Origin of the sequence: Variovorax soli (assembly GCF_031454625.1) — a bacterium.
GTDB lineage: Bacteria > Pseudomonadota > Gammaproteobacteria > Burkholderiales > Burkholderiaceae_C > Variovorax > Variovorax soli_A.
On sequence record NZ_JAVDRF010000001.1, the window covers coordinates 572,189 to 595,933 of the forward strand.

Annotated in this window: 20 protein-coding genes; 15 read left to right on the top strand and 5 right to left on the bottom strand. The window is 67.8% G+C overall.

Annotation, left to right across the window (positions count from 1 at the left end):
• The first annotated feature begins 107 nt into the window (after positions 1 to 107).
• The 4 genes from yajC to J2739_RS02810 all read left to right on the top strand — a co-directional run bounded on the left by yajC (position 108) and on the right by J2739_RS02810 (position 5,972).
• Positions 108 to 440, top strand: coding sequence for a preprotein translocase subunit YajC (yajC, locus tag J2739_RS02795; RefSeq protein WP_309898292.1), 333 nt, complete (start codon positions 108 to 110; stop codon positions 438 to 440).
• A 146-nt stretch (positions 441 to 586) separates the two neighbouring features.
• Entirely contained in the window at positions 587 to 2,467 is a 1,881-nt protein-coding gene (gene secD, locus J2739_RS02800; protein ID WP_309898294.1) for a protein translocase subunit SecD, read from the top strand.
• Between the two features lie 15 nt (positions 2,468 to 2,482).
• Complete coding sequence (secF, locus tag J2739_RS02805) at positions 2,483 to 3,433, top strand: protein translocase subunit SecF (protein WP_309898296.1); 951 nt, start codon at positions 2,483 to 2,485, stop codon at positions 3,431 to 3,433.
• Between the two features lie 130 nt (positions 3,434 to 3,563).
• Complete coding sequence (locus tag J2739_RS02810; RefSeq protein ID WP_309898299.1) at positions 3,564 to 5,972, top strand: DUF1631 family protein; 2,409 nt, start codon at positions 3,564 to 3,566, stop codon at positions 5,970 to 5,972.
• A gap of 9 nt (positions 5,973 to 5,981) precedes the next feature.
• On the opposite strand, the gene J2739_RS02815 is transcribed toward J2739_RS02810, so the two are convergent.
• From J2739_RS02815 to J2739_RS02825, 3 genes are all read right to left on the bottom strand, one after another.
• Positions 5,982 to 6,491 carry a Smg family protein gene (locus tag J2739_RS02815; protein ID WP_309898301.1) on the bottom strand — a complete coding sequence of 170 codons (510 nt, stop codon included), beginning with the start codon at positions 6,489 to 6,491 and terminating at the stop codon, positions 5,982 to 5,984.
• A gap of 130 nt (positions 6,492 to 6,621) precedes the next feature.
• Entirely contained in the window at positions 6,622 to 7,761 is a 1,140-nt protein-coding gene (gene dprA, locus J2739_RS02820; RefSeq protein WP_309898303.1) for a DNA-processing protein DprA, read from the bottom strand.
• A gap of 18 nt (positions 7,762 to 7,779) precedes the next feature.
• Complete coding sequence (locus J2739_RS02825) at positions 7,780 to 9,000, bottom strand: LysM peptidoglycan-binding domain-containing protein (protein ID WP_309898305.1); 1,221 nt, start codon at positions 8,998 to 9,000, stop codon at positions 7,780 to 7,782.
• Positions 9,001 to 9,162: 162 nt separating this feature from the next.
• On the opposite strand from J2739_RS02825, the gene def reads away from it, so the two are divergent.
• From def to J2739_RS02850, 5 genes are read left to right on the top strand one after another with little or no spacing between them, the layout of a single operon-like run.
• Positions 9,163 to 9,696, top strand: coding sequence for a peptide deformylase (def, locus tag J2739_RS02830; RefSeq protein ID WP_309898307.1), 534 nt, complete (start codon positions 9,163 to 9,165; stop codon positions 9,694 to 9,696).
• Positions 9,697 to 9,698: 2 nt separating this feature from the next.
• Positions 9,699 to 10,199 carry a hypothetical protein gene (locus J2739_RS02835; RefSeq protein ID WP_309898309.1) on the top strand — a complete coding sequence of 167 codons (501 nt, stop codon included), beginning with the start codon at positions 9,699 to 9,701 and terminating at the stop codon, positions 10,197 to 10,199.
• Positions 10,200 to 10,207: 8 nt separating this feature from the next.
• Positions 10,208 to 11,158 carry a methionyl-tRNA formyltransferase gene (gene fmt, locus J2739_RS02840; protein WP_309898311.1) on the top strand — a complete coding sequence of 317 codons (951 nt, stop codon included), beginning with the start codon at positions 10,208 to 10,210 and terminating at the stop codon, positions 11,156 to 11,158.
• Complete coding sequence (locus J2739_RS02845) at positions 11,158 to 11,898, top strand: AzlC family ABC transporter permease (protein ID WP_309898313.1); 741 nt, start codon at positions 11,158 to 11,160, stop codon at positions 11,896 to 11,898. The genes fmt and J2739_RS02845 overlap by 1 nt, the downstream gene beginning before the upstream one ends.
• Positions 11,895 to 12,245: an AzlD domain-containing protein gene (locus J2739_RS02850; RefSeq protein WP_309898316.1), complete on the top strand. Its 351-nt coding sequence runs from the start codon at positions 11,895 to 11,897 to the stop codon at positions 12,243 to 12,245. The genes J2739_RS02845 and J2739_RS02850 overlap by 4 nt, the downstream gene beginning before the upstream one ends.
• 30 nt (positions 12,246 to 12,275) lie before the next feature.
• Here the strand turns inward: J2739_RS02850 and J2739_RS02855 are convergent, their stop codons facing one another.
• Positions 12,276 to 16,331, bottom strand: coding sequence for a chemotaxis protein CheB (locus J2739_RS02855; RefSeq protein WP_309898318.1), 4,056 nt, complete (start codon positions 16,329 to 16,331; stop codon positions 12,276 to 12,278).
• Positions 16,332 to 16,614: 283 nt separating this feature from the next.
• Positions 16,615 to 17,235: a hypothetical protein gene (locus J2739_RS02860; protein ID WP_309898320.1), complete on the bottom strand. Its 621-nt coding sequence runs from the start codon at positions 17,233 to 17,235 to the stop codon at positions 16,615 to 16,617.
• Positions 17,236 to 17,252: 17 nt separating this feature from the next.
• On the opposite strand from J2739_RS02860, the gene J2739_RS02865 reads away from it, so the two are divergent.
• From J2739_RS02865 to J2739_RS02890, 6 genes are all read left to right on the top strand, one after another.
• Complete coding sequence (locus J2739_RS02865) at positions 17,253 to 17,945, top strand: LysR substrate-binding domain-containing protein (protein WP_309898322.1); 693 nt, start codon at positions 17,253 to 17,255, stop codon at positions 17,943 to 17,945.
• A gap of 105 nt (positions 17,946 to 18,050) precedes the next feature.
• Entirely contained in the window at positions 18,051 to 19,244 is a 1,194-nt protein-coding gene (locus J2739_RS02870) for a phosphoglycerate kinase (RefSeq protein ID WP_309898324.1), read from the top strand.
• A 97-nt stretch (positions 19,245 to 19,341) separates the two neighbouring features.
• The gene (pyk, locus tag J2739_RS02875; RefSeq protein WP_309898326.1) at positions 19,342 to 20,790 is read left to right on the top strand and encodes a pyruvate kinase; all 1,449 of its coding nucleotides are present in this window, start codon (positions 19,342 to 19,344) and stop codon (positions 20,788 to 20,790) included.
• A 100-nt stretch (positions 20,791 to 20,890) separates the two neighbouring features.
• On the top strand, positions 20,891 to 21,955 hold the full coding sequence (gene fba / locus J2739_RS02880; protein ID WP_309898328.1) for a class II fructose-bisphosphate aldolase: 1,065 nt from the start codon (positions 20,891 to 20,893) through the stop codon (positions 21,953 to 21,955).
• Positions 21,956 to 22,051: 96 nt separating this feature from the next.
• On the top strand, positions 22,052 to 22,957 hold the full coding sequence (locus J2739_RS02885) for a phosphoribosylaminoimidazolesuccinocarboxamide synthase (RefSeq protein ID WP_309898330.1): 906 nt from the start codon (positions 22,052 to 22,054) through the stop codon (positions 22,955 to 22,957).
• Positions 22,958 to 23,073: 116 nt separating this feature from the next.
• A complete protein-coding gene (locus J2739_RS02890) occupies positions 23,074 to 23,739 on the top strand; it encodes a helix-turn-helix transcriptional regulator (RefSeq protein WP_309898332.1) in 666 nt (221 codons plus the stop codon).
• The last annotated feature ends 6 nt before the right edge of the window (positions 23,740 to 23,745 follow it).

A 23,745-nucleotide genomic window follows, 5' to 3' on the forward strand; every position in this document is an offset into this window, starting at 1 on the left:
TGCCCCGCTTTAGTGCGCCTGTTCCATGGCCCCTGCCATGCGCTGCGCGGAACCGCGAACCCCGCAGGGGATTCGCGCTCATACCTTCCTCTCTGCTGGAGACTCCCTTGTTCATTTCCTCCGCTTTCGCCCAGACCGCGCCCGCTGCTGCCGGTGGTGGCGACATGATGTCCTCCCTCGGCAGCATGCTGCCGCTGGTGCTGATGTTCGTGGTGCTGTATTTCGTCATGATCCGCCCGCAAATGAAGCGCCAGAAGGAAGCGCGCGCCATGATCGAGGCGCTGGCCAAGGGCGACGAGGTTGCGACCAGCGGCGGCCTGCTCGGCAAGATCACGCAGATCGGCGAGCAGTACCTGACGATCGAGATTGCCAAGGGCGTCGAAGTGCAGGTGCAGCGCAGCGCCGTCGTCCAAGTGCTGCCCAAGGGCGCGATCAAATAATGCAACACCAGCGGCCCGGCAAAGCCGGTTCCGCGGTGCTTCACCAGCGGGCCTGGCTTCGCCGGCCGGAATCAACCAATGCGCAGTGACTTTTTTCCCCATCGGCCGGGCCACGCAGTGCGCGCGGCCCGGGGGCGAGCGACGCTATGAACCGTTACCCGGTCTGGAAGTACGCGATCATCATCGTCGTGCTGCTCGTGGGGCTGATCTACGCCCTGCCCAATTTCTTCGGCGAGGCGCCTGCGGTGCAGGTGTCCTCGGCCAAGTCGACCGTCAAGATCGACGCCGGCACCCAGGCCCGCGTGGCCGAGGCGCTGAAGGCGGCCGGTCTCGCGCCTGACCTGCTGACGCTCGACGCCAGCTCGGTGCGGGCGCGCTTCGTCACCACCGACGAGCAGCTCAAGGCGCGCGACGTGCTGCAGCGCACGCTGGTGCCCGACCCGAGCGACCCGCCCTACGTGGTGGCCCTCAACCTCCTGTCGCGCTCGCCCTCCTGGCTGGCCGCGCTGCGCGCCTATCCGATGTACCTGGGCCTGGACCTGCGCGGCGGCGTCGACTTCCTGCTGCAGGTCGACATGAAGGGCGCGATCGACAAGAAGGCGGAGTCCTTCGCCAACGACCTGCGCTCCGGCCTGCGCGACAAGAACGTCCGCGGCGCCGCGGTCACGCGCAACGGCCAGACCATCGAGGTGCGCTTCCGCGACGCCGCGGCCCTCGAAACGACCAAGGCGCTGATCCAGGACCAGTTCCCCGACCTCGCGACCGTCGACAGCCAGGAAGGCAGCGAGTGGCGGCTCACGGCCACCATCAAGCCCGAGGCGGCGCGCCGGCTGCAGGACGCCGCGCTCAAGCAGAACATCACCACGCTGCACAACCGGATCAACGAGCTCGGCGTGGCCGAGCCGGTGATCCAGCAGCAGGGCCTGGACCGCATCGTGGTGCAGCTGCCCGGCGTGCAGGACGTGGCCAAGGCCAAGGACATCCTGGGGCGCACCGCCACCCTCGAGATGCGCCTGGTCGACGAGAGCGCCGAGGGCCGCGCGGCCGAGACCGGCAGCGGCCCGGTGCCTTTCGGCTCCGAGAAATTCCTCGACCGCGAGGGCCGCACCGTCATCGTCAAGAAGCAGGTGCTGGTGACCGGCGAGAACCTCACCGACGCCCAACCCGGCTTCGACTCGCAGACCCAGCAGCCCAAGGTGGACCTGACCATGGACGCCAAGGGCGGCCGCATCATGCGCGACGTCAGCCGCGAGAACTACCGCAAGCGCATGGCGATGCTGATCTTCGAAAAGGGCAAGGGCCAGGTGCTGACAGCCCCGTCGATCAACGGCGAGCTGGGCAACCGCTTCCAGATCTCGGGCTCGATGAACGTGGTGGAGGCCAACGATCTGGCGCTGCTGCTGCGCGCCGGCTCGCTGGCCGCGCCGATGGAGATCATCCAGGAGCGCACCATCGGCCCCAGCCTCGGCGCCGACAACATCCAGAAGGGTTTCGACAGCGTGATGTACGGCTTCGCCGCGATCATGGTGTTCATGTGCGTCTACTACATGCTGTTCGGCCTGTTCTCGTCGATCGCGCTGGCGGTCAACCTGCTGCTGCTGGTGGCCATCCTGTCGATGCTCCAGGCCACGCTCACGCTGCCCGGCATCGCGGCCATGGCGCTGGCGATCGGCGTGGCCATCGACTCCAACGTGCTGATCAACGAGCGCGTGCGCGAGGAGCTGCGCAACGGCGCCTCGCCGCAGGCCGCGATCCATGCGGGCTACGACCGCGCCTGGGGCACGATCCTGGACTCCAACGTCACCACCCTGATCGCCGGCATCGCGTTGCTGGCCTTCGGCTCCGGGCCGGTGCGCGGCTTCGCGGTGGTGCATTGCATCGGCATCGTCACCTCCATGTTCTCGGCCGTGTTCTTCTCGCGCGGCCTGGTGAACCTCTGGTATGGCCGCAAGAAGAAGCTCAGGAGCCTGTCCATCGGCACGGTCTGGAAGCCGGCCGCCGACCAGGCCGCAGCCGGCGCGAAGTAAGGGAGCACAGAAACCATGGAGTTTTTCCGAATCCATCGCACGATCCCGTTCATGCGCTATGCGCTGGTGCTGAACGCGATCTCCGTCGTCACCTTCCTGCTGGCGGTCTTCTTCCTGTTCCACCGCGGGCTGCACCTGTCGGTGGAGTTCACCGGCGGCACCGTCATGGAGGTCGCCTACCCGCAATCGGTGGACGTGGGCAAGGTGCGCGAGACCATCGCCAAGCTGGGCTATGCCGACGTGCAGGTGCAGAACTACGGCACCTCGCGCGACGTCCAGATCCGCCTGCCGGTGCAGAAGGGTCAGACCTCCGCCCAGCAGAGCGAGCAGGTGATGGCGGCACTCAAGGCGGTCGATCCTGCCGCCAATCTGCGCGGCAACGAGTTCGTGGGTCCGCAGGTGGGCGAGGAGCTCACCACCAACGGCCTCAAGGCGCTGGGCATGGTGGTGGTCGGCATCATGATCTACCTGGCCTTCCGTTTCGAGTGGAAATTCGCGCTGGCGACCGTGCTGGCCAACCTGCACGACGTGGTCATCATCCTGGGCTTCTTCGCCTTCTTCCAGTGGGAGTTCTCGCTGGCGGTGCTGGCGGCCGTGCTGGCGGTGCTGGGCTACTCGGTCAACGAGTCGGTCGTGATCTTCGACCGGGTGCGCGAGAACTTCCGGCGCTACCGCAAGATGTCGACCCGCGAGGTGATCGACAACGCCATCACCTCCACCATCAGCCGCACCATCATCACCCATGGCTCCACCCAGCTGGTGGTGCTGTCGATGTTCTTCTTCGGCGGCCCGACGCTGCACTACTTCGCGCTGGCGCTGACCATCGGCATCCTGTTCGGCATCTACTCCTCGGCCTTCGTGGCGGCAGCGATCGCGATGTGGCTGGGCGTGAAGCGGGAGGACCTGGTCAAGGCAAGCCCCAAGCCCGGCGACCCGGACGATCCGAACGCCGGCGCCACGGTGTGACCGGCGCGGCCCTTGCTTCGGCACCTGCGGTTCGGGTTGCCGAGCAGCATCCGCTGGCCTTGCGCGGTTACGCTTCGGGATGCAAGCTCGGACTTGTTGAGTCGTATTATTCGCCGTCCTCGCCCTTCACATGATCTCGCGGTCCCCCGCCTCCTCCCAGCAGCTCGCCCGCGAGACCCGTGAGCGCTTCGTCGCCGCCACCGAGGGGGCCATCGTGCCGGTTGCCAATGCGGTACGGGAACGGCTTGCGGCACTGGCCGGTATGACCACCAGCGTGCGCGAGATGCAGCAGCACCGCGACGACTACCTTGCCTTCCAGGCCCAGGGCTCCAACTGGGTGCCGATGTCGCAGACCGCATGGCGCAAGGCGCTGGGCGGCAGCACGCAAGGCGGTAGCACAGGCGGCCTGCGCCTGGAGCTGATCGGCGACGAGGTGGTGGAGACCAGCATCCTGTCGTCGCGGCTGGCCCAGTCGATCCAGGACAAGGCCCAGTTCGAGCTCAACGACCTGCGTCTGCGCATCCAGCATTTGGAGGGCACCAGCGAGCTGGACGCCAAGGACGTGCTCAAGCCAGAGGCGCTGGCTCGGACACTGGTCGACCAGTGGCTGGCGGCTGGCTTGAGCCGCGAGACCTGGACCCGTGTGCAGGACATCGTCCAGCAGCGCTTGGTGGATGTGGTCGTGGCAGCCTACAAGGACGCCAATGCCTTTCTGATCGAGCGCGGCGTGATGCCAGAGATCGACCTCAAGAGCTTCGTCAGGCGCACCGGCAGCGTCAATTCGTCGCCCGGGGCGCTGGGCGGCAGCTTCGCGCGCGCCTCCCAGACCGGCACCACCCTCCCGGGCGCCGGCGCCCACGCAATGCAGGGCGGCTTCGGCGCGCCGCCGGGGAGCTTTGCACCAGCGGCGATCGGCGTCGGCCGCGCGCCGGGTCGGGCGGGCGGCGACACCCCGGTCGCCACCGGCGGCTCCCCGCTCGTCATGGCGCGCCAGCGCGCCCAGGGCGTGCTGCTCAATCTCAAGCGCTTCGTGACGGCCCGGATCGGAGGCGACCTCAGCCAAATGCGCGCGCCGGGCGCCCAGGGGCCGGGGGGGAGCGCCCTGGCAGGTTCGGGTGTCGCAGGTGGCGGCGGCGGCGGCATCGGCTTGGCCGCGCCGGCCTTCGCGGCGGCGATCGCCGACGCCGAGGCGGCCTACCAGGCGATGGCCTCGCAGTACGTGGTAGGCGATGAGGCGACGGCCATTCACCAGACCGCCGCCGAGCTGCGCAGGCGCACCAGCGAACTCAAGAAGAAGGCGCCGACCACCGCCGACAAGGCGACGGTCGAGATCGTCGCGCTGATGTTCCAGGCCATCCTGGCCGAGGAGCGCATCCCGTTTTCGGCGCGCGTGTGGTTCGCGCGCCTGCAGATGCCGGTGCTGCGGGTGGCGATCGCCGAGCCCGAGTTCTTCGGCACCCTGCAGCACCCGGCGCGCATGCTGATCGACCGCATGGGCTCCTGCGTGATGGGCTTCGACGCCGCGGCCATTTCCGGCAGCGCGCTCGAGGGAGAAATCCGGCGCGTGGTGCAGGTGATCGAGCAGTACCCCGAGACCGGCCAGCGCGTCTTCAAGCTGGTGTTCGACGAATTCGTCGCCTTCCTCAACAAGTACCTGACGCAGAGCGACGCGACCCAGCGCCTGATGAGCGTGGCGCAGCAGGTCGAGCAGAAGGAGACGATGGCGATCCAGTACACCATCGAGTTGCGCAAGATGCTCAACGACATGCCGGTGCGCGAGGAGATCCGCGAGTTCCTGTTCAAGATCTGGGCCGAGGTGCTCGCCATCGCCGCGCTGCGTTACGGCGCCCAGGACGAGCAGACTGTCACCCTCAAGCGCGCGGCCTCCGACCTGGTCTGGGCCGCGAGCGCCAAGCCCAACCGGAATGACCGCGCCCGCGTGATCCAGGACCTGCCCCAGCTGCTGCAGCGTTTGCGCCAGGGCATGAGCCTGCTGGGCATCGAGGGCGAGCCGCAGGAGGTGCAGATCAAGACCATCGGCTCGACGCTCTCCGATGCCTTCCTGTCGAAGACCGAGGCCATTCCGCCGGCCAAGATCGAGGCCATGGCCAAGCGCCTGGCCAACCTCGAGGACTTCGTCACCGACGAGGGCGATGCCACCGACCTCCCGCTGGACGCCGCCAGCATCGAGCTGCTGCTCGGGGTGGACGCCGCCTCGCTCGAGATCGTGCCCGACACCGGCACCAAGGTCGGCGAGGACATGCTCCAGTGGGCGCACGAGCTGCAGGTGGGTACCTGGTTCATGCTCGACCACAACGACCGGGTGAGCCAGGTCCAGTTCGTCTGGCGCAGCGATCGCAAGCAGCTGCACCTGTTCGCGTCCAGCGACGGGCGCAGCTTCCTGATCCAGGTTGGCCGCCTGGCCTCTTATCTGCAGGCCGGCTTGCTGGTGCCGGCCGAGGAAGAGACGCTCACGGTGCGGGCCACGCGCGAAGCGCTGGCCAAGCTGGACGCGAATCCGGAACGGCTCCTGAACTGAGCGCGGGGCTCAGTGCGCGACGCGATGCAAGGTGTCGTCGCAGAGCTCGTCGAGCACCAGCGCATCGGGCTCGATGCCGGTGCTCCAATGCACCATCAGCACGATGATCTTGAGCTCGCCCAGTTCCAGCGGATCGCCCGTCGTGGCCATTGCACGCTCGACCACGATTTCGCGCAGCCCGGCCGGCAGCACGCCCGAGGACTCGAGGAAACTGATGAAGCCGAGGCAATCCGCGCCCAGGTGCTCCTGCTCGGCCTTGGAGTAGACGCGCATCGAACCGGGTGACTCGGGCAGCGCGGCCGGGCCTTCGAGGCTCACCGTGGCGCTGCTGCCGTCGGCATGGCGCGTGAGTTGGATGCCTTGCGTGACGAGACTCAGGCCGTCGAGCCAGTGCAAGGCGTCGCGGATCTCCTCGGCGTCGAAGCCTTGGGCGCTGAGCTTGCGACCCAGCTGCCCGGATTCGGGACAGGCATCGCCGCGCCAGTAGTTTTCGTACACGTACACGAGCACTTCGAACATGGGCCCAATATAGCCCAGCTCTGCGTCGGCGCGCTGCCTTGTCTGAACGGGACTCCGGCAGGCTCAAAAGCTGTAAATGAAGATGGCGCGCTCGGGATGAGTGGGCCTGGCGGACTCATTCATGGCTTCTTCAGCCCTGGCCGATCCTCTGGAAGAGGCCGCCGGGCAGCCGGGCCACGTGACCGTCGAGCTCCAGCTCGAGCAGCTGGGCCTGTAGCGCGGCGACCGCATATCCGGTGCGCGCACACAGCGCGTCCAGGCTCACCGGGTCGTAGCCGATGGCCTGCAGCAGAGCCGCAAAGGGCGAGGCGGGCTCTTCCGGCAGTGGCGACGCGGGCTGCAGCGCGGCGGCATCGTCGAATCGCAGCTCCTCCAGCACGTCGCCCACCGTCTCGACCAGCTTGGCGCCTTGCCGGATCAAGGCGTGACATCCGCGGGATTGCGGCGAATGGATCGAGCCGGGGATGGCGAACACGTCCTTGCCCTGCTCGCTGGCCAGCCGCGCGGTGATCAGCGAGCCCGATTGCAGCGCGGCCTCTACCACCAGCGTGCCGCGCGACAGGCCGGCGATGATGCGGTTGCGCTTAGGGAAATTCTGGTTGAGCGGCGGCGTCCCCAGGGGGAACTCGCTCACGATCAGCCCGCGCTCCGCGATGCGCTGCGCGAGCGCGCGGTGCCGCGCGGGGTAGACGCGGTCCAACCCGGTGCCGACCACCGCCACGGTCGCCGGCCAGAGCGGATCGATCGCGGCTTCCAGCGCGCCCTCGTGGGCTGCGCCGTCGATGCCGAGCGCGAGCCCCGACACCACCGCGATCCCGGCTTCGCCGAAGGCCCGCCCAAAGGCGCGTGCGTTGGTGACGCCCTGCGGCGTCGGGTTGCGGCTGCCCACCATCGCGATGCTGCGCGCCAGCTGCCCGAGCGAGAGCGGCGGCGGGCCGATCAGGTAAAGCAGCAGGGGAGGATCGGCCATCTCGAGCAGCGAAGCCGGATAGGCGGGATCACCCAGCGTGAGGAGGCGGTGCGTCGCGCCGTGCGGTTCGGTGCCCTGGAGCCATTCGAAAGTGCGGTCGAGCTGGGCCTCGAGCTCGGCCGGCGGCTGCAGGAGCGCCTGGGCCTTGGCTTCGGGCACGATCTGCCGGAGCGCCTCCGCCGATTGGGCGAAGACCTCCGAGGGCAGGCCGAAGGCCGCGAGCAGTCTGCGCGCGCCCGTGTTGCCGATGCCCGGGGTCAGCGTGAGCCGCAGCCACCCGGCCAGTTCGTCACGCTCCACGCGACGGTCGGGCCGGTGTCAGGGGTTGATCAGCAGGTCGCCGATCCGTGGCGCATCGCTGATCTCGAGCACCAGCGCGTACGAGACCCGCTCGAAGGGACGGAACACCATGAGGAGCCCAATGCGCTCATTGGGGAGTTTCAGGGTTTCCTTGGTCGCACCGGTCTTGTCGACGATGGTCTCGCCGTTCTTGAGAATGGCCAGCACGTGGCCGTTCTCGATGCCGTCGATGGTGCCCTTGTTGATGGCCACCACCTGGTTCTGGGCCGCGAACTGCACCGCGTTGCCATAGACCGAGACGATGCGGCCGTCGGCGATGGTGTGCGCCGGGGCGCGCGGAACATAGCTCAGGAGCTGGCGCGGCGGCTCAGGCAGCAGGCGGTCGCCGGCACGGATCTCCTCGCGCGCGGCAATGATGTCCATGGCGGCCGGCACGGGGTACACGACCTCCTTGCCTTCCACCTCTTCCTTGGCGCTCGATTCGCCGCGCTGCAGCTGAGCCTTGCCCACGTATTGCGCTTCGTAGCCGAGGATCTCGCCCGTGCCCGGGTCCTTGAGCGGAGTCGCATTGCGGAAGACGCGGTAGGTCCGGATCGGTCCGGGCGCTTCCAGCAGCGGCGCGCTGGGTTCGCCGCGCGCGTAGGCGCGGTCGCCGCGCGCCAGCACCACCCGGCTATCGTTGCCGGCCACGATGCGCGGCGCCGTCGCAAGCGTCTCGGCATCGACCACCACCGGCTCGGCGAGGAAGGGCTCGATCACGCTGGGATTGAGCGTGGGCAGCGCCATGTCGGACAGGGACTCGTAACGCGTGCGAGGAGACAGCTTGATGGTGCCGCCCTCGGGCGTGCCGCCGCTGCCGCCGCGGCGCAGTGCCAGCCGGGCGCGGCCGCCGCTCTTGTCGAGATACAGCACCTGTCCGGGGTAGATGCGGTGCGGGTTCTGGATCTCGCTCATGTTCATGCCCCAGAGCTCGGGCCAGCGCCAGGGGCTGCGCAGGTAAAGGCGGGAGATGGCCCAGAGGGTGTCACGCGGCTTGACCGTGTACTCGTCGGGCGCATTGGGTGCCAGCTCCGACAGCGGGACGCCGGCCTGCGCTGCCTGCTGCGCGGTGCCTCGCTGTTGAGGCGTGATGGGGTAGTTCTGCGCGTGAGCCGTCGCGCCCAGGCCCGCCATGGCCATCGCCGCCAGCGTGGCGATAAGGTTCGGACGCAGGCTGTTGTTGATGAGGTGTTTCTTCATGGTCGGAGGGTGTGCGCGCACGGGGTCCGGGAGGGCGTACCGATGCTCACAATTTGAAACCAATTTTGCGCTGAAGCCCTTGATCGGGCAACGTTTATCAAGTTCCGGGGCGTCGGGCCGTCGCGGAAATGGCGAAAATAACGACAATTTTTCCTCCCGTTCATGGCCAAAAGAACCATCCTGAGCTACCCCGACCCGCGCCTCCACAAGGTGGCCAAGCCGGTGCAGGGCGTCGATGCCCGCATCAAGACCCTGGTCGCCGACATGCTCGAAACGATGTACGACGCCAACGGCATCGGCCTCGCGGCCACCCAGGTCGACGTGCACGAGCGTCTGGTCGTCATCGACGTTTCCGAGGAGCGTAACGAGCCGCTGGTTTTGATCAACCCCGAGATCGTCTGGGCCAGTGATGAAAAAGTCCTCAATGAGGAAGGTTGCCTCTCGGTGCCCGGCATCTACGACGGCGTCCAGCGTTCCACGGCCGTACGCGTGACGGCGCTCGATGCCGAAGGCGAGCCGCGCACCATCGAAGCCGAAGGCCTGCTGGCCGTCTGCATCCAGCACGAGCTCGACCACCTGCTGGGCAAGGTGTTCGTCGAATACCTGTCGCCCCTCAAGCGCAACCGCATCAAGAGCAAGCTGCTCAAGCAGCAGCGCGAAGACCAGCGCCTCGATCAGCGGGAAGGCCGGCGTTGAGCGTGTTCCTGCGCCCCGGAACGGCTGTGCTGCTGGCGGCGGCGTTGCTGGCGGGTTGCGCCGGCGAGCCGACGCGCCTGGCCCTCGGCAGCTCGCGCGACCAGACCTTGCGTGAGCTCGGCGCGCCGACGGCCACCTATCCCCTGCCCGGCGGGGGCGAGCGGCTGCAGTATTCGCGCGCACCAGCGGGCTTCGAGGTCAACAATGTCGATCTCGACGCGGACGGCCATGTGGTCTCGGTCACGCAGGAGCTCGACGAGCGACTGTTCGACCGCACCATCCAGCCCGGCGTCGGCCGCTGGCACGAGGCCGACGTGCTGCGCACCTATGGCCGTCCTTTCGAGATCACGAAGGTGAGCTCCTTCGACGGAGACATCTGGACCTGGCGCTACAAGTGGCAGAACACGCCGCGCCTCCTCTACATCTACATCGATCCGACCGGCGTGGTGCAGCGCTACCACACGGGTGACGACCTGATGCTCGAGTTGCTGGCTCCGCTGTGAGGGGCCGCATGAGGATCGGATTCGCGGGCACGCCCGAGTTCGCCCGGATCGCGCTGGAGGCCATTGCTGCGGCCCGTTACGAGATCGCGCTGGTCCTCACGCAGCCCGATCGTCCCGCCGGCCGCGGCATGAAGCTGCAGGCTTCACCGGTGAAGCAGCTCGCCCTTGCCCGCAACTGGCCCGTGGCGCAGCCGCGCAGCCTGCGGCTGGACGGCAAGTATCCGGAGGATGCGGCCGCGGCGCAGGCCGCCATCGCCGAAGCCGGGCTGGACGTCATGGTGGTCGCGGCCTACGGCCTGATCCTGCCGCAATGGGTGCTCGACGCGCCGCGGCTGGGCTGTCTCAACATCCATGCCAGCCTGTTGCCGCGCTGGCGCGGAGCGGCACCCATCCACCGCGCGATCGAAGCCGGGGATGAACAGACCGGCGTCACCGTCATGCAGATGGACGCGGGCCTGGACACCGGCGACATGCTGCTTCGCGAATCGCTGGCGATCGGCGAGGACAGCACCGCCCGGCTGCACGATCGGCTGGCCGCACTGGGCGGACGGCTGATCGTGGAGGCGCTCGAGCAAGCCGAGGCCGCAGCGCTGCGCCCCGAGCCGCAATCGGCCGAAGGCGTGACCTACGCGCACAAGGTCGAGAAGCAGGAGGCGCAGATCGACTGGACGCAGCCCGCCGCGACCATCGTGCGCCGCATTCGCGCCTTCGACCCGTTCCCCGGCGCCAGCAGCACCGTGGACGGCGAGACCCTCAAGCTCTGGGCGGCGCGGGTCCTGCCGGGGCCACCGGCGCAGCCGCCTGCAACGGTCGTCTCCGTCGGCTCCGCCGGCGTCGCCGTGGCGGCCCGGGATGCGACCGTGGTGCTCACCGAACTGCAGCGCCCGGGCGGCAAGCGCCTGCCAGCGGCCGATTTCCTGCGCGGCTTCGACCTGAAGCCGGGGCAGGTCTTCGGCTGATGTTCCTTTCCCGCGCCATCCGCCGCCAACCCGAGTTCCGCGAAGGCATGCGCGACATGTCCTCGATCGCCCTCGGCATTGGCGCCTGGGGCCTGATGACCGGCGTGGCCATGGTCAAGTCGGGGATGAGTGTGTTCGAGGCGGTCGCGATGACCTTGCTGGTCTACGCCGGCAGCTCGCAGCTGGCCGCCATTCCCTTGCTGATCGCGGGCGCGCCCGCCTGGGTGATCCTCGCCACCGCCTTCTGCGTCAACCTCCGCTTCGTGGTCTTCAGCCTGCACCTGCGGCCCTACCTCATGCACATGCCGCGCTGGCGCCGCATGACCCACGGCTACCTCACGGCCGACTTGAGCTATGCGATGTTCACCGGGCGCTTCCCCGAGCCGGCTGCGAACCAGGCCGAGCGACACGCGCAGGAGGCCTACCTCACCGGCAACTACTTCGTCACCTGGTGTTCGTGGATGGGCCTGAGCCTGGCCGGCATCGTGCTCGCCAATCTGATTCCGCAGGGCTGGGGGCTGGGGTTCGCCGGCGTGCTGAGCCTGGTAGCGATCGTGTGCTCGATGGCGACGACGCGGCTGCGCATCCTGGCCGCGCTGGTTGCCGGCGCCACGGCGGTGGCGGCCTATGCGCTGCCCTTGAAGCTGAACATCGTGGCCGCGATCGGCGTGGCGGTGCTGCTGTGCTTCTGGCTGGAAAAGCAGTTCGGGCTGGACCCCGATGCGGAGGACGACAAATGACCTTGGGCACCGGCGGCACGACGGACCCCTGGACCCTGGCCGTGATCGTCGGCCTGGCCGTCGTGACGGTGCTGACGCGCTGTTTCTTCTTCATCCTCGATCGGCCCTGGGGATTGCCGGAATGGGCGCATCGCGCCCTGCACTATGCGCCGGCGGCCGCACTCGCCGCGGTCGTCATTCCGGAGATCGTGATGGTGCAGGGTCATCTGATCTCGACCTGGAAGGACGCCCGCCTCTATGCCGCCGCAGCTGGCGCCGCCTACTACTTCTGGCAGCGCGGCGTGCTCGGCACGATGCTGGCAGGGATGGCGGTCTACCTGCCGCTGCACCTGGGCCTGGGCTGGTAACCACCCCCACGGGAGGTCTGCCACGGGCGCTCAAAGCCTGCCGATGGCCGCCTTCAGGTCTTCCACCGCCGCCGGCTTCGGCACGTGCGCATCGAAACCCGCCTCGAGGGCACGCCTCGCATCGGCACGCCGCCCGAAGCCCGACATCGCGATCGCGGGCAGCTCGCGCGTGGCGGGCCGGCGCCGCACCTCTGCGATGAACTGATAGCCGTCCATCTCGGGCATGCCGAGATCCGATATGAGCAGGTCGTAGGCCTTGGTGTCCAGCATTTCAAGCGCCTTCGTGGCGCTCACCGCGATGTCGACGACCGCACCCTCCATGCGCAGCACCTCGGCAAAGGGGAGAAGCCCCTCCGAATAGTCGTCGACTGCCAGCACCCGCAAGCCCTTGAAATTCACCTCGGCCGGCACCCTGTCCCGCTCGGCTTCGGCCGCCGAGCCATCCAGGGGCAGCCACACGCTGAACTCGGAGCCCTTGCCCAGACCCGGCGACGTCACTTCGACACGGCCGCCGTGCGCGTGGGTCAGTTCCTGCACCAGCGCCAGGCCGATACCCAGGCCGCCGTTCGCCGGCGCAGCCTCTCCGCCGGCCTGGCTGAACATGCCGAACACGTGCGGCAGGAATTCGGGTGCGATGCCGCAGCCGCTGTCCGCGACGGTGATTTTGGCGAAGCCGTCGTCCTGCGAGACGTTGACCGTGATGCTTCCGCCGTCGGGCGTGAACTTGACGGCATTGCTCAGGAGGTTCCAGATGATCTGCTCGACGCGCACGCGATCGCCGTGGCAGCGCACGCCAGGGTCGCAGTGGACTTCGACCGCGATCTTCTTGCCGGGCGTCTCCCGCGTTGCCGCACCTGTCAGCGACTGCACCAGTTCGCCGAGCTCGACCACCACGCGGTTGAGCTGCAACTTGCCGGTGCGGATGCGAGACAGGTCGAGCAGGTCGTTGATGATGCGCGTCTGGCTGCTGACGGCCCGCTTGATGGTGTCGCCGATTTGCAGGACCGCAGCATGCTCAGCGGCCGCGGGCAGACGCGTCAGCAGCTCCGCGTTCATCTGGATCAGGTTGAGCGGCTGCTTGAGTTCGTGCGACATCACCGCGAGGAACTTGTCCTTGAGTTCGTTCGCCGTTTGCGCATTGAGGCTCGCCCGCTTCTCCTTGAACAGCCGGTGCTCTTGCGCGAGTTCCTGCCGCTTGGTGCCGGTCATGTCGCGCGCGATCTTGGCGAAGCCACCGCCCACGCTGGCGTCGAGCGATGTCATGACACCGCTGCAAAAGAAACGGGTGCCGTCCTTGCGAAGGTGCCAGCGCTCGTCTTCGGCGCGGCCGGTCTCGGCGGCGATGCGCATCTCCTGCTCGGGGATGCCGTTGGCCTGGTCTTCCGGCGTGAAGATGGACGCGATCGGCCGCCCCAGCATCTCGGACTCGGCATAGCCGAAGATCCGCTGGGCGCCGGCGTTCCAGGTCGCGATCGCTCCTTGTTCATCGATCGTGATGATCGCGAAGTCGCGCGTCGTGGCGGCCACCACCTTCAGGCGCTCTTCACCGGCGCGGACTTGCGCTTCGGCGGCACGCAGCGCGGTGATGTCGAAGAAGTTCAGGATCGCGCCTTCGATCTTGTCCTCGGCGGTCCGGTAGGGGAGGATCCGGGCCAGGAAGTGCCTTCCGTCGGCGCTGGAAACATGCCGCTCGCTGGCGCGCAGGTCCTTGAAGGCGGAGGCGGCGTCTTCCGCCAGCTCGGGGTAGTCCAGCCGGCTGGTGATGTCGAACAGCGAGCGCCCGAGGTCCGACGGAATCAGGTTGAAGAGATTGCTCGCGTGCGGCGTGTAGCGCTTGATGCGCATGCCACGGTCCACGAACACCGTCGCGATCTCCGAGGAAGCGATCAGGTTCTGCAGATCGTCGTTGATGTGCCCGCGCTCCTCGACCTTGGTTTTCAGTTCGAAGTTGACCGTGACGAGTTCCTCGTTCATCGACTGCAGCTCTTCCTTGCTGGTCTCCAGTTCTTCGGTGGCGGACCGCAGTTCCTCGTTGATGGCCTGCAGTTCCTCGTTGGACGCCTTGAGCTCCTCGGTGGACGCCTCCGAACCCTCGATCGTGTCCTGCAGGTGCAGCTTGAGCTCGCGGATCTCGCTCTCGAGCTGGCTGATGAGTTGCGCGCGCGCCGCGTCGGGCGCTTCACCATCGCTGGGGCGCATGCTCTCCTCGACCTCGTCGAAGACCACGAGCGTCAAAGGCGGGCTTCCCTCCTCCTGTTGCAGCGGCCGCACCGTGATGTTCAGAAAGACCTGGCGCCCGTCGTTCTGGCGCTGCCGCACGCGCGTCTCGACGCTGCGGGCCGTTTGGGACGCCTTGAACAGCGCCGTCCGCAGTTCGAGCCGCAGGTCGGGGCGCACGTTGTTCAGCAGGTTGTCGGAAGGCGTCCCGCTGCCGCGCTCGAGGAAGCGCCCGACGCCGTTCGACAGGTGAAGCACGTTGTGCTCGCCGTCGATCAGCACGCTCGGGGGGGAAAACTGTTCCAGCGCGCGCTGGTGCAGCTCGGCGAAGCCGGGGCGCTCGGCACGCTTCGACGATGTGCGGGGCTGCCCCGGGAGCTTGCGAAGGTCGTCCAGGGACGCCTCGCCGATCAGCGGCATGTGCCGGCTGGCAGGCAGCTCCGGGTTCACGCGGTAGATGCGGTGCTTCTTGTCGACCGGCGTGAAGAGGCTGCCGACCGCATCGGGCGACTCCGAGGTGCCCAGGAAAAGAAGACCGCCGGGCTTGAGCGCGATGCGGAACATCTCGAGCACATGGGCCTGCGCCGCTCGATCGAGGTAGATCAGCAGGTTGCGGCAGCAGATGAGGTCGAGCCGAGAGAAGGGCGGATCGCGCAGCAGGTTGTGCACCGCGAAAAGCACCGGCTCGCGCACGAGCGTCGAGACCCGGAACTGGTCCTGTTCCTGCACGAAGAACTGCCGCATGCGCGACGGAGTGACGTCCTCGACGATGCCGGCCGCGTAGATGCCCTTGCGTGCCGTCATGATGGCGCGCTCGTCGATGTCGGTCGCGAAAAGCTGGATGTCGAGCTTCTTCGACTGCGCGTCGGCCTGTTCGCGCAGCAGCATGCTCAACGAATAGGCTTCCTCGCCCGTCGCGCAGCCGGCCACCCAGGCGCGTACCTGATCGCCGGGTTCCTTGGCCGCGATCAGCTTGGGCAGCGCCTCCCGTTCCAAGGCCTCGAAGGCATCGCGGTCGCGGAAGAAGTTGGTCACGCTGATCAGCATGTCCTGCAGCAGCGGCACGGCTTCTTCCGCGTGGGCGCGCAGGTAGTCGCGGTAGGCAGGCAGATCGGCCAGGCGGTTGACCTGCAGGCGCCGTTCGATGCGGCGCAGCACCGTGGCGCGCTTGTAGTGCCGAAAATCATGGCGCGTGTAGGAGCGCAGCAGGCTCATGACTTCCTGCAAGGCCTTTTCGGCCAGGTCAGCGGAGACCGGCGCTTCGGGTTCCTCGATGTAGGGGGAGATCTTGTGGGCATCGGGCAGCCTGATGCGCTGGGCGTTGCTCCAGATCTCGATCAGGCGCTGGCCCATGTCGACGGCCGGCAGGACGAAGTCGACCATGCCGGTGGCGATGGCCGCGCGCGGCATGCCGTCGTGCGCGGCATCGTCGGGCGACTGGGCCATGGTCACGCCGCCCTGTTCCTTCACCTTGGTCAGGCCCACGGCGCCGTCGCTGCCGGTTCCCGACATCACGATGCAGACGGCGCGCTCCCCATGCACCAGGGCCATCGTGCGGAAGAAGACGTCAATGGCGACATGCGGCCCCTTGCCGCGTTCGCGCGGGGTAGGGCGCAGCTGCCCGTCGTTCATCCTCAGGTCGAGGCCGGGCGGAATGACGTAGACGTGGTCGGCCTCGATGGGCGTGTCACGTATCACTTGCGTCACGGGCATGCGGGTGGCGCGCTGGAGGATTTCGGCTGCGCTGCTCTCGTGGCTGGGTGACAGATGCAGGATGGCGACGAAAGCCATGCCTGCCTGCGCCGGCATCTGCTCGAAGAAGCGCAGCAGGGCCTCGAGACCGCCCGCGGAAGCGCCGATCCCGACCACCGGAAAATTCAGGGAACTGGGCGTGAGCTTCGCTTCCGGTCCGGGGGATGCGAAGGGAGTATCTGACTCGGCCAATGAAACCTCGCTGCGACAGGAGGGCCGCGGCCCTGCTATTGCGCATTTTGCGCGCGAAGTGCTGGGGCGGTTCGACGATCATGCCCCGCCCTGCGATAAGCCCAGCCACCCCCTGCCGAGCCTTGAAAGAGACGTTGGAAGGAGGGAGATTCTTCGCACGTCCTGCCTTCTGGCGCTGGTCGCGTGGCGCATGGCGGTTTCTGTTTGCTCAGAGCGCGTTGGCCCATTCGGCGATCGCGTCGGCCGCGCGCGGCACCAGCTCGGCTTGGCCGGCAAGGTAGTGGTTGCCGCCGACGATGTCGACATTGCGAATGCGGCGGCCGCCTGCCTTCATCCACGCGCCGCGCGTGCTGCGCAGCAGGCGCAGCCGCTCCAGCGCCCAGGACTTCAGCCGGTCGAGGCGGGCCTGCTGCGCGGCCCTGAAGCGGGCCAGGAATTCAGCGCTGTAGGGCACGCGGTGGCGCGCGCCATACATGTCGAGCGCAAGGTCTGCCGAGAGCGGGTCGTGCTCGTCGATGACGGAAGGATCGATCCAGTCGCGCATCAGCTTCGAGCGGCCCTGGTGCGCCGCGCACAAGGCGATGCCGCATGCCGGCGGCAGGTCATCCGGGTGCAGGTGCGTGGGGTCTCCGTCGGGGAACCGATGGGCCGTGAGCTTGGCCTGGGCCCGGTAGAAGATGGCGAGCGCCGCGCCGCTGGAATTGCCGATCAGCACCACCTTCTCGAAGCCCAGGCCGCGCAGGAATTGAACGCCCGCACCCAGGTCCTGGATCGCACGCTCCGTCAGCAGCACCGTGTCGTTGCCCACGTAGCGCGAGTTGAGCCCCATCAGCAGATGCCGCGCTGGTGCAACGTTTGCTCGCCGACCTGGCAGGTGCCGTGGCCGGCGTGACCGAGCTGCGCGACCAGAAGCGCGGCCTGCTGCGCCTGGCCGCGCCGCAGCTGATGGCCTGCACGCTAATGCCGCGGGTGATCGCCGCCTACCGGGCTCGCTATCCGGACATCGAGGTGCGGCTGGCCGACACCCTGCTCGAGCACCTGCTGGCAGGCCTCGCCTCGGGCGAGGCTGAGCTGGCAGTGGGGCAGGACATGGACGTGGACGCCGGCGCAGTCGCGCGCCGCACCCTGTTGCGCGACCGGCACTGGCTGATCTGCCCGGCCGACCACGTCTTCGCGCGCCGGCGCAAGGTGCGTTGGAGCGAACTCGCCCCCTTCACCTTCATCGCGCCGACGCGCGACTTGCGCCAACGCGTGCTGCCCGAGCTGGAGGCCGACGCGCGCGCCTTCCTGATGCGGTCCTCGACGCAGGAGGTGTCGTACATGACCACCGCGCTCGGCATGGTGGCCTCGGAACTGGGCCTCACGGTCTGCCCGACCTATGCCGCCTCGCTGGTCCGCGCCCATGGCTTGCACATGGTCAAGCTGGACCAACCCGATTTCCATCGCGAGGTCTGCGTGTACGCCGCGGCACGGCGCTCGTTGTCGCCGGCGGCGGCGGGATTCGTGCAGATCCTGGAGCGCTTCGCGCACAAGCCTTGAGCAGGCGCTTGCGGGCGGATACAGAGCGCCCCGCGGCCAAACCTACAATCGCGCTTCGCGACCTTTCCGGGCATCTCGCTCGTCTCCATCCTGCCGCTCCTACCCATGAACGTCCTTCGATTCACCGACCTCGCAGCGCAAGGCAAAGTCGCCGGCCAGCGCGTGTTCATCCGAGCCGACCTCAACGTGCCGCAGGACGATGCCGGCAACATCACCGAAGACACGCGCATCCGCGCGTCGGTGCCCTGCATCCGGCAAGCGCTGGATGCAGGCGCGGCAGTGATGGTGACCTCGCACCTCGGCCGCCCCACCGAGGGCCAGTTCAAGCCCGAGGATTCGCTGGCGCCGGTCGCCAGGCGCCTGGGCGAGCTGCTGGGCCGCGAGGTGCCGCTGGTGTCGAACTGGGTCGACAGCGTGCAGGTCGCGCCGGGCCAGGTCGTGCTGCTGGAGAACTGCCGCCTCAACAAGGGCGAGAAGAAGAACGACGAGGCGCTCTCACGCAAGCTCGCCGCACTGACAGACATCTACGTCAACGACGCTTTCGGCACGGCGCACCGCGCCGAGGCCACCACCTACGGCATCGCCCAATATGCCCGGATCGCCTGCGCCGGCCCGCTGCTGGCGGCCGAGATCGATGCCATCACCCAGGCCCTGGCGCATCCGAAGCGCCCGCTGGTGGCGATCGTCGCGGGCTCCAAGGTCAGCACCAAGCTCACCATTCTGAAGAGCCTGGCCGACAAGGTCGATCAGCTCATCGTCGGCGGCGGCATCGCCAACACCTTCATGCTCGCGTCCGGCCTGCCGATCGGGAAGTCGCTGGCCGAGCCCGACCTGCGGGACCAGGCCCAGGCCGTGATCGAGGCCATGCGCGCGCGCGGCGCCGCGGTGCCGATCCCGGTCGACGTGGTCACCGCCAAGACCTTTGCCGCCGACGCACCCGCCACGGTGAAGGACGCGAACGCGGTGGCCGAGGACGACCTCATCCTCGACATCGGCCCCAGAACCGCGGAGATCCTGGCCGCGCAGCTGCGCGAGGCCGGCACCATCGTGTGGAACGGCCCCGTCGGCGTGTTCGAGTTCGATGCCTTCTCCAAGGGGACGGAGGCGATCGCGCGTGCCATCGCGGCGAGCAGCGCCTTCTCGATCGCCGGCGGCGGCGACACTCTGGCGGCGATCGCCAAGTACGGCATCGAAGACCGGGTCGGCTACATCTCGACCGGCGGCGGCGCCTTCCTCGAAGTGCTGGAGGGCAAGACCCTGCCGGCGTTCGAGATCCTCGAAAAAAGAGCGGCGGGCTGAGCCCGGCGCGCGGGGCGCACCGGAAATCACGCCGGGGGCTATCGCCCGCCCCGCAAAGTGTATACAGTACGGAATACAAAATCGGAGACCCCGCAGCATGAGCACGACCCGCCCACCTCGCCACGCCACCAAGATCGTCGCCACGCTCGGTCCGGCCTCGAGCACGCCCGAGCTGCTCGAGCAGATGATCCATCACAAGGTCAGCGTGGTGCGCCTCAATTTCAGCCACGGCACGGCACAGGATCACATCAGCCGAGCCGCCATGGTGCGCGAGGCGGCGCGCAAGGCGGGCCGCGAGGTGGCGATCATGGCCGACCTGCAGGGCCCGAAGATCCGGGTCGGCAAGTTCGCCGAAGGCAAGGTGTGGCTGGAGCCGGGCGCGAAGTTCGTTCTCGATGGGGCGCGCGCCGAGCTGGGTGACATTGCCGCCGTCGGCCTGGATTACAAGGACCTGCCGCGCGACGTGAAAGCGGGCGACAGCCTGCTGTTGAATGACGGGCTGATCGTGCTGACGGTCGACGCCGTCAAGGGCGAGGCGGTGCACACGACGGTGCGGCTGGGCGGCGAGCTCTCGAACAACAAGGGCATCAACAAGCAGGGCGGCGGCCTCACGGCGCCGGCGCTGACGGCCAAGGACATGGAGGACATCAAGACCGCCATGAGCTTCCAGGCCGACTACGTGGCCGTGAGCTTCCCCAAGAACGCCACCGACATGGAAATGGCGCGCCAGCTGTGCAACGTGGCGGCGGCCGAGTTCGGCCACAAGCCGGGGCTGATCGCCAAGATCGAGCGCGCCGAGGCGATCCCGAAGCTGGAGGAGATCCTGCGCGCCAGCGACGGCATCATGGTCGCGCGCGGCGATCTCGCGGTCGAGGTGGGCAACGCCGCCGTGCCGGCGCTGCAGAAGAAGATGATCCGCATGGCGCGCGAGATGGACAAGGTGGTCATCACCGCGACGCAGATGATGGAGTCGATGATCAGCAACCCGGTGCCCACCCGCGCCGAAGTCAGCGACGTTGCCAACGCGGTGCTCGACGGCACCGACGCGGTGATGCTCTCGGCCGAAACCGCCTCGGGCCGCTATCCGCTGGAGACGGTGCAGGAGATGAGCCGCATCTGCGAGGCCGCCGAAGCCGCGGAGGACCTGCAGCTGGACGCCGACTTCAGCGGCCAGGCATACAGCCGCATCGACCAGTCGATCGCCATGGGCGCGCTCTTCACCGCTCACCACCTCGGCGCCAAGGCGATCGTCGCACTGACCGAGTCGGGCTCCACGCCGCTGTGGATGAGCCGTCACCGCGCGCACATCCCGATGTACGCCTTGACCTCGCGCCTGGCCACGCAGCGCAAGATGGCGCTCTACCGCAACGTGCGCCCGCTCCTCATGGACGCGGAAAGCGATCGCGACACCGCGCTGCTGCAGGCCGAAGCCCATCTCAAGAAGCGCGGCATCGTGCAGACGGGCGACATCTACGCCATCACCTGCGGCGAGCCCATGGGCGCGCCGGGCGGCACCAACATGCTGAAGATCTGCCGAGTCGGCTGAGGCGCAGCGCCCTCGAACGGAGCGTCAGCCCTGTCCGACAGGGGTGCTCAGTAGAATCGCGGTAGTTTTTCCTTCTTAATTTCCCCCGCGAGGTATACCCATGGCACTTGTCTCGATGCGCGAACTGCTCGACCACGCCGCAGCCAATGGCTACGGCATTCCGGCATTCAACGTGAACAACCTGGAACAGGTCCAGGCCGTGATGGAAGCGGCCAAGGAAACCGGCGCACCGGTGATCCTGCAGGCCAGTGCCGGCGCGCGCAAATACGCGGGCGAGCCCTTCATCAAGCACCTGATCCTTGCGGCCATCGAGGCCTATCCGAGCGTTCCGCTGGTGATGCACCAGGACCACGGCCAGAGCCCCGACGTGTGCCAGGGCGCGATCAACCTGGGCTTCTCCTCGGTCATGATGGATGGCTCGCTCGAGGCCGACGGCAAGACCATCGCCAGCTACGACTACAACGTCGACGTCACCCGCAAGGTAGTGGACATGGCCCACAAGGTCGGCGTCACGGTCGAGGGCGAGCTGGGTTGCCTCGGCTCCCTCGAGACCATGAAGGGCGACAAGGAAGACGGCCACGGCACCGATGCGACCATGACGCGCGAACAGCTGCTGACCGATCCGGAACAGGCCGCGGACTTCGTCAAGAAGACCCAGCTCGATGCGCTGGCCATCGCCATCGGCACCAGCCACGGCGCCTACAAGTTCACCCGCAAGCCCACCGGCGACATCCTGGCGATCGACCGCATCAAGGAAATCCACCGCCGCATCCCGAACACCCACCTGGTGATGCACGGCTCCTCGTCCGTGCCGCAGGACCTGCTGGCGATCATTCGCCAGTTCGGCGGCAACATGAAGGAAACCTACGGCGTGCCGGTCGAGGAGATCCAGGAAGCCATCAAGTACGGCGTGCGCAAGATCAACATCGACACCGACATCCGGCTGGCGATGACCGGCGCGGTGCGCAAGTTCATGGCCGAGAACCCCGAGAAGTTCGATGCCCGCGAATGGCTCAAGCCCGCGCGCGAGGCCGCCAAGCAGATCTGCAAACAGCGCTACATCGAGTTCGGCTGCGAAGGCCAGGGCGCCAAGATCAAGGGCGATACCCTGCAGGTCGTGGCCGCCAAGTACGCCAAGGGCGAGCTCGCGCAAGAAGTGGTCTGAGTTCGCGACGTTCCTGCCGAAGCCACCTTCGCGGTGGCTTTTTTCTGCGCGCACAATCTCGGTCGTTCCCCCGTTTCCGCTGTTCCACCACCCGCCATGACCACCGTCCACACTTCCTCCATCCAGAGCCTGCCCCTGCTCGCGCGCGGCAAGGTGCGAGACAACTACGCGGTCGGCGAGGACCGCATTCTCATGGTCGCGAGCGACCGCCTCTCGGCCTTCGATGTGATCATGGGTGAGCCGATCCCGGGCAAGGGCGTGATTCTGACGCAGATGGCACTGTGGTGGTTCGACCGGCTGGGGCACCTGTGCCCCAACCACCTGACCGGCGAAGCACCCGAGAGCGTGGTGACGGCCGCCGAGGTGCCCCAGGTCCGCGACCGCTCGATGCTCGTCAAGCGTCTCAAGCCGATTCCGGTGGAGGCGGTGGTGCGCGGCTATCTCGCGGGCAGCGGCTGGAAGGAATACCAGGAGAGCCGTTCCGTCTGCGGCGTGCCGCTGCCCGAGGGGCTGGGCAATGCGAGCCAACTGCCGCGGCCGATCTTCACGCCCGCGGCCAAGGCGGCCGCCGGGGCGCATGACGAGAACATCAGCTACGAGCGCGTCGTCGAAGTGGTCGGGCCCGCGCTCGCGCAGCAGATCCGCGACACCAGCATCGCAATCTACGAGACGGCCGCCGCCATCGCGCTGGCCAAGGGCATGATCATTGCCGACACGAAGTTCGAGTTCGGCCTCGACGAGGCTGGCACCCTGGTCCTGATGGATGAAGTGCTGACCCCCGACAGCTCGCGCTACTGGCCGGTCGAGGGCTACCAGGCGGCGCTTGCCGCCGGTGCCAACCCGCCGAGCTACGACAAGCAGTTCGTGCGCGACTGGCTGGAGGGCGTCAAGGTCAACGGCAAGCCCTGGGACAAGACGCCGCCCGCGCCACGGCTACCTGCCGAGGTCATCGAGAAGACGGCCGCGAAGTACCGCGAAGCGCTGCAGCGGCTGACCGGCTGAACGGCCCCTTGGCCGCCGGACGTGAATAGATCACAAGTCAGCCGGCAATAGTCCCCGCCCGGTGAAGCCACGGTTTCGCACACTTGTCCTCATTCCAACGGATGAGGACAAGTGCCATGAATGCGATTGCCGAACTGCCCGCCCGAGCCCGCGAAGCGCGCGCCGACGCGTCCGCCGCCGATTCACTGCAAGCCGGCCTGCTCGCGCGCGTGCTCGATGAGATGGACCATGGCCTGCTGCTGGTCGACCTCGGCGGCCGCATCCTGCATGCCAACCAGCCGGGGCGGCGCGAGCTCGTGGGCGGCCGCGCGCTGCGGGATGTCGAGGGCGTGCTGTCGGCGGCGCAGCCTGCCTGGCAGGCCAAGCTGCGCCAGGCCCTGAAGGATGCGGAGCGCGACTGCCGCAGCATCGTGGAGTTCGACCCCGAAGGCGGGACGCTCTCGCTGGCCTTCGTCCCGCTGGCCGTGCCGTACGGCGGCGCAGCGGTCGATGCAGTGCTGATCATCTGCAGCCGGCGCTCCAACTGCGAGACCCTCACGGTGCAGATGTTCGCCCGTGCCAAGCGCCTGACGCCGGCCGAGCAGGCGGTGCTGACGCAGCTGTGCGCGGGCCGTGGTGCCCAGGAGATCGCCTGCGAGCAGGGCATTCGCGTCTCCACCGTGCGCACCCACATCAAGAACGTGCGGCAGAAGACCGGGCGCGGCAGCGTCCGCGAAATCGTTCGCGAGCTGTCGCGCATGCCGCAGATCGTGTCGTCGCTGCGGCTGGTGGGGCAGGACTGAAGAAGC

Bases quoted from the DNA above. Each gene is read 5' to 3' on its own strand.
- secD (WP_309898294.1), top strand. From the start codon at position 587: ATGAACCGTTACCCGGTCTGGAAGTACGCGATCATCATCGTCGTGCTG.
- secF (WP_309898296.1), top strand. From the start codon at position 2,483: ATGGAGTTTTTCCGAATCCATCGCACGATCCCGTTCATGCGCTATGCG.
- J2739_RS02810 (WP_309898299.1), top strand. From the start codon at position 3,564: ATGATCTCGCGGTCCCCCGCCTCCTCCCAGCAGCTCGCCCGCGAGACC.
- J2739_RS02815 (WP_309898301.1), bottom strand. From the start codon at position 6,491: ATGTTCGAAGTGCTCGTGTACGTGTACGAAAACTACTGGCGCGGCGAT.
- J2739_RS02825 (WP_309898305.1), bottom strand. From the start codon at position 9,000: ATGAAGAAACACCTCATCAACAACAGCCTGCGTCCGAACCTTATCGCC.
- def (WP_309898307.1), top strand. From the start codon at position 9,163: ATGGCCAAAAGAACCATCCTGAGCTACCCCGACCCGCGCCTCCACAAG.
- fmt (WP_309898311.1), top strand. From the start codon at position 10,208: ATGAGGATCGGATTCGCGGGCACGCCCGAGTTCGCCCGGATCGCGCTG.
- J2739_RS02845 (WP_309898313.1), top strand. From the start codon at position 11,158: ATGTTCCTTTCCCGCGCCATCCGCCGCCAACCCGAGTTCCGCGAAGGC.
- J2739_RS02850 (WP_309898316.1), top strand. From the start codon at position 11,895: ATGACCTTGGGCACCGGCGGCACGACGGACCCCTGGACCCTGGCCGTG.
- J2739_RS02860 (WP_309898320.1), bottom strand. From the start codon at position 17,235: ATGGGGCTCAACTCGCGCTACGTGGGCAACGACACGGTGCTGCTGACG.
- J2739_RS02870 (WP_309898324.1), top strand. From the start codon at position 18,051: ATGAACGTCCTTCGATTCACCGACCTCGCAGCGCAAGGCAAAGTCGCC.
- pyk (WP_309898326.1), top strand. From the start codon at position 19,342: ATGAGCACGACCCGCCCACCTCGCCACGCCACCAAGATCGTCGCCACG.
- fba (WP_309898328.1), top strand. From the start codon at position 20,891: ATGGCACTTGTCTCGATGCGCGAACTGCTCGACCACGCCGCAGCCAAT.
- J2739_RS02885 (WP_309898330.1), top strand. From the start codon at position 22,052: ATGACCACCGTCCACACTTCCTCCATCCAGAGCCTGCCCCTGCTCGCG.
- J2739_RS02890 (WP_309898332.1), top strand. From the start codon at position 23,074: ATGAATGCGATTGCCGAACTGCCCGCCCGAGCCCGCGAAGCGCGCGCC.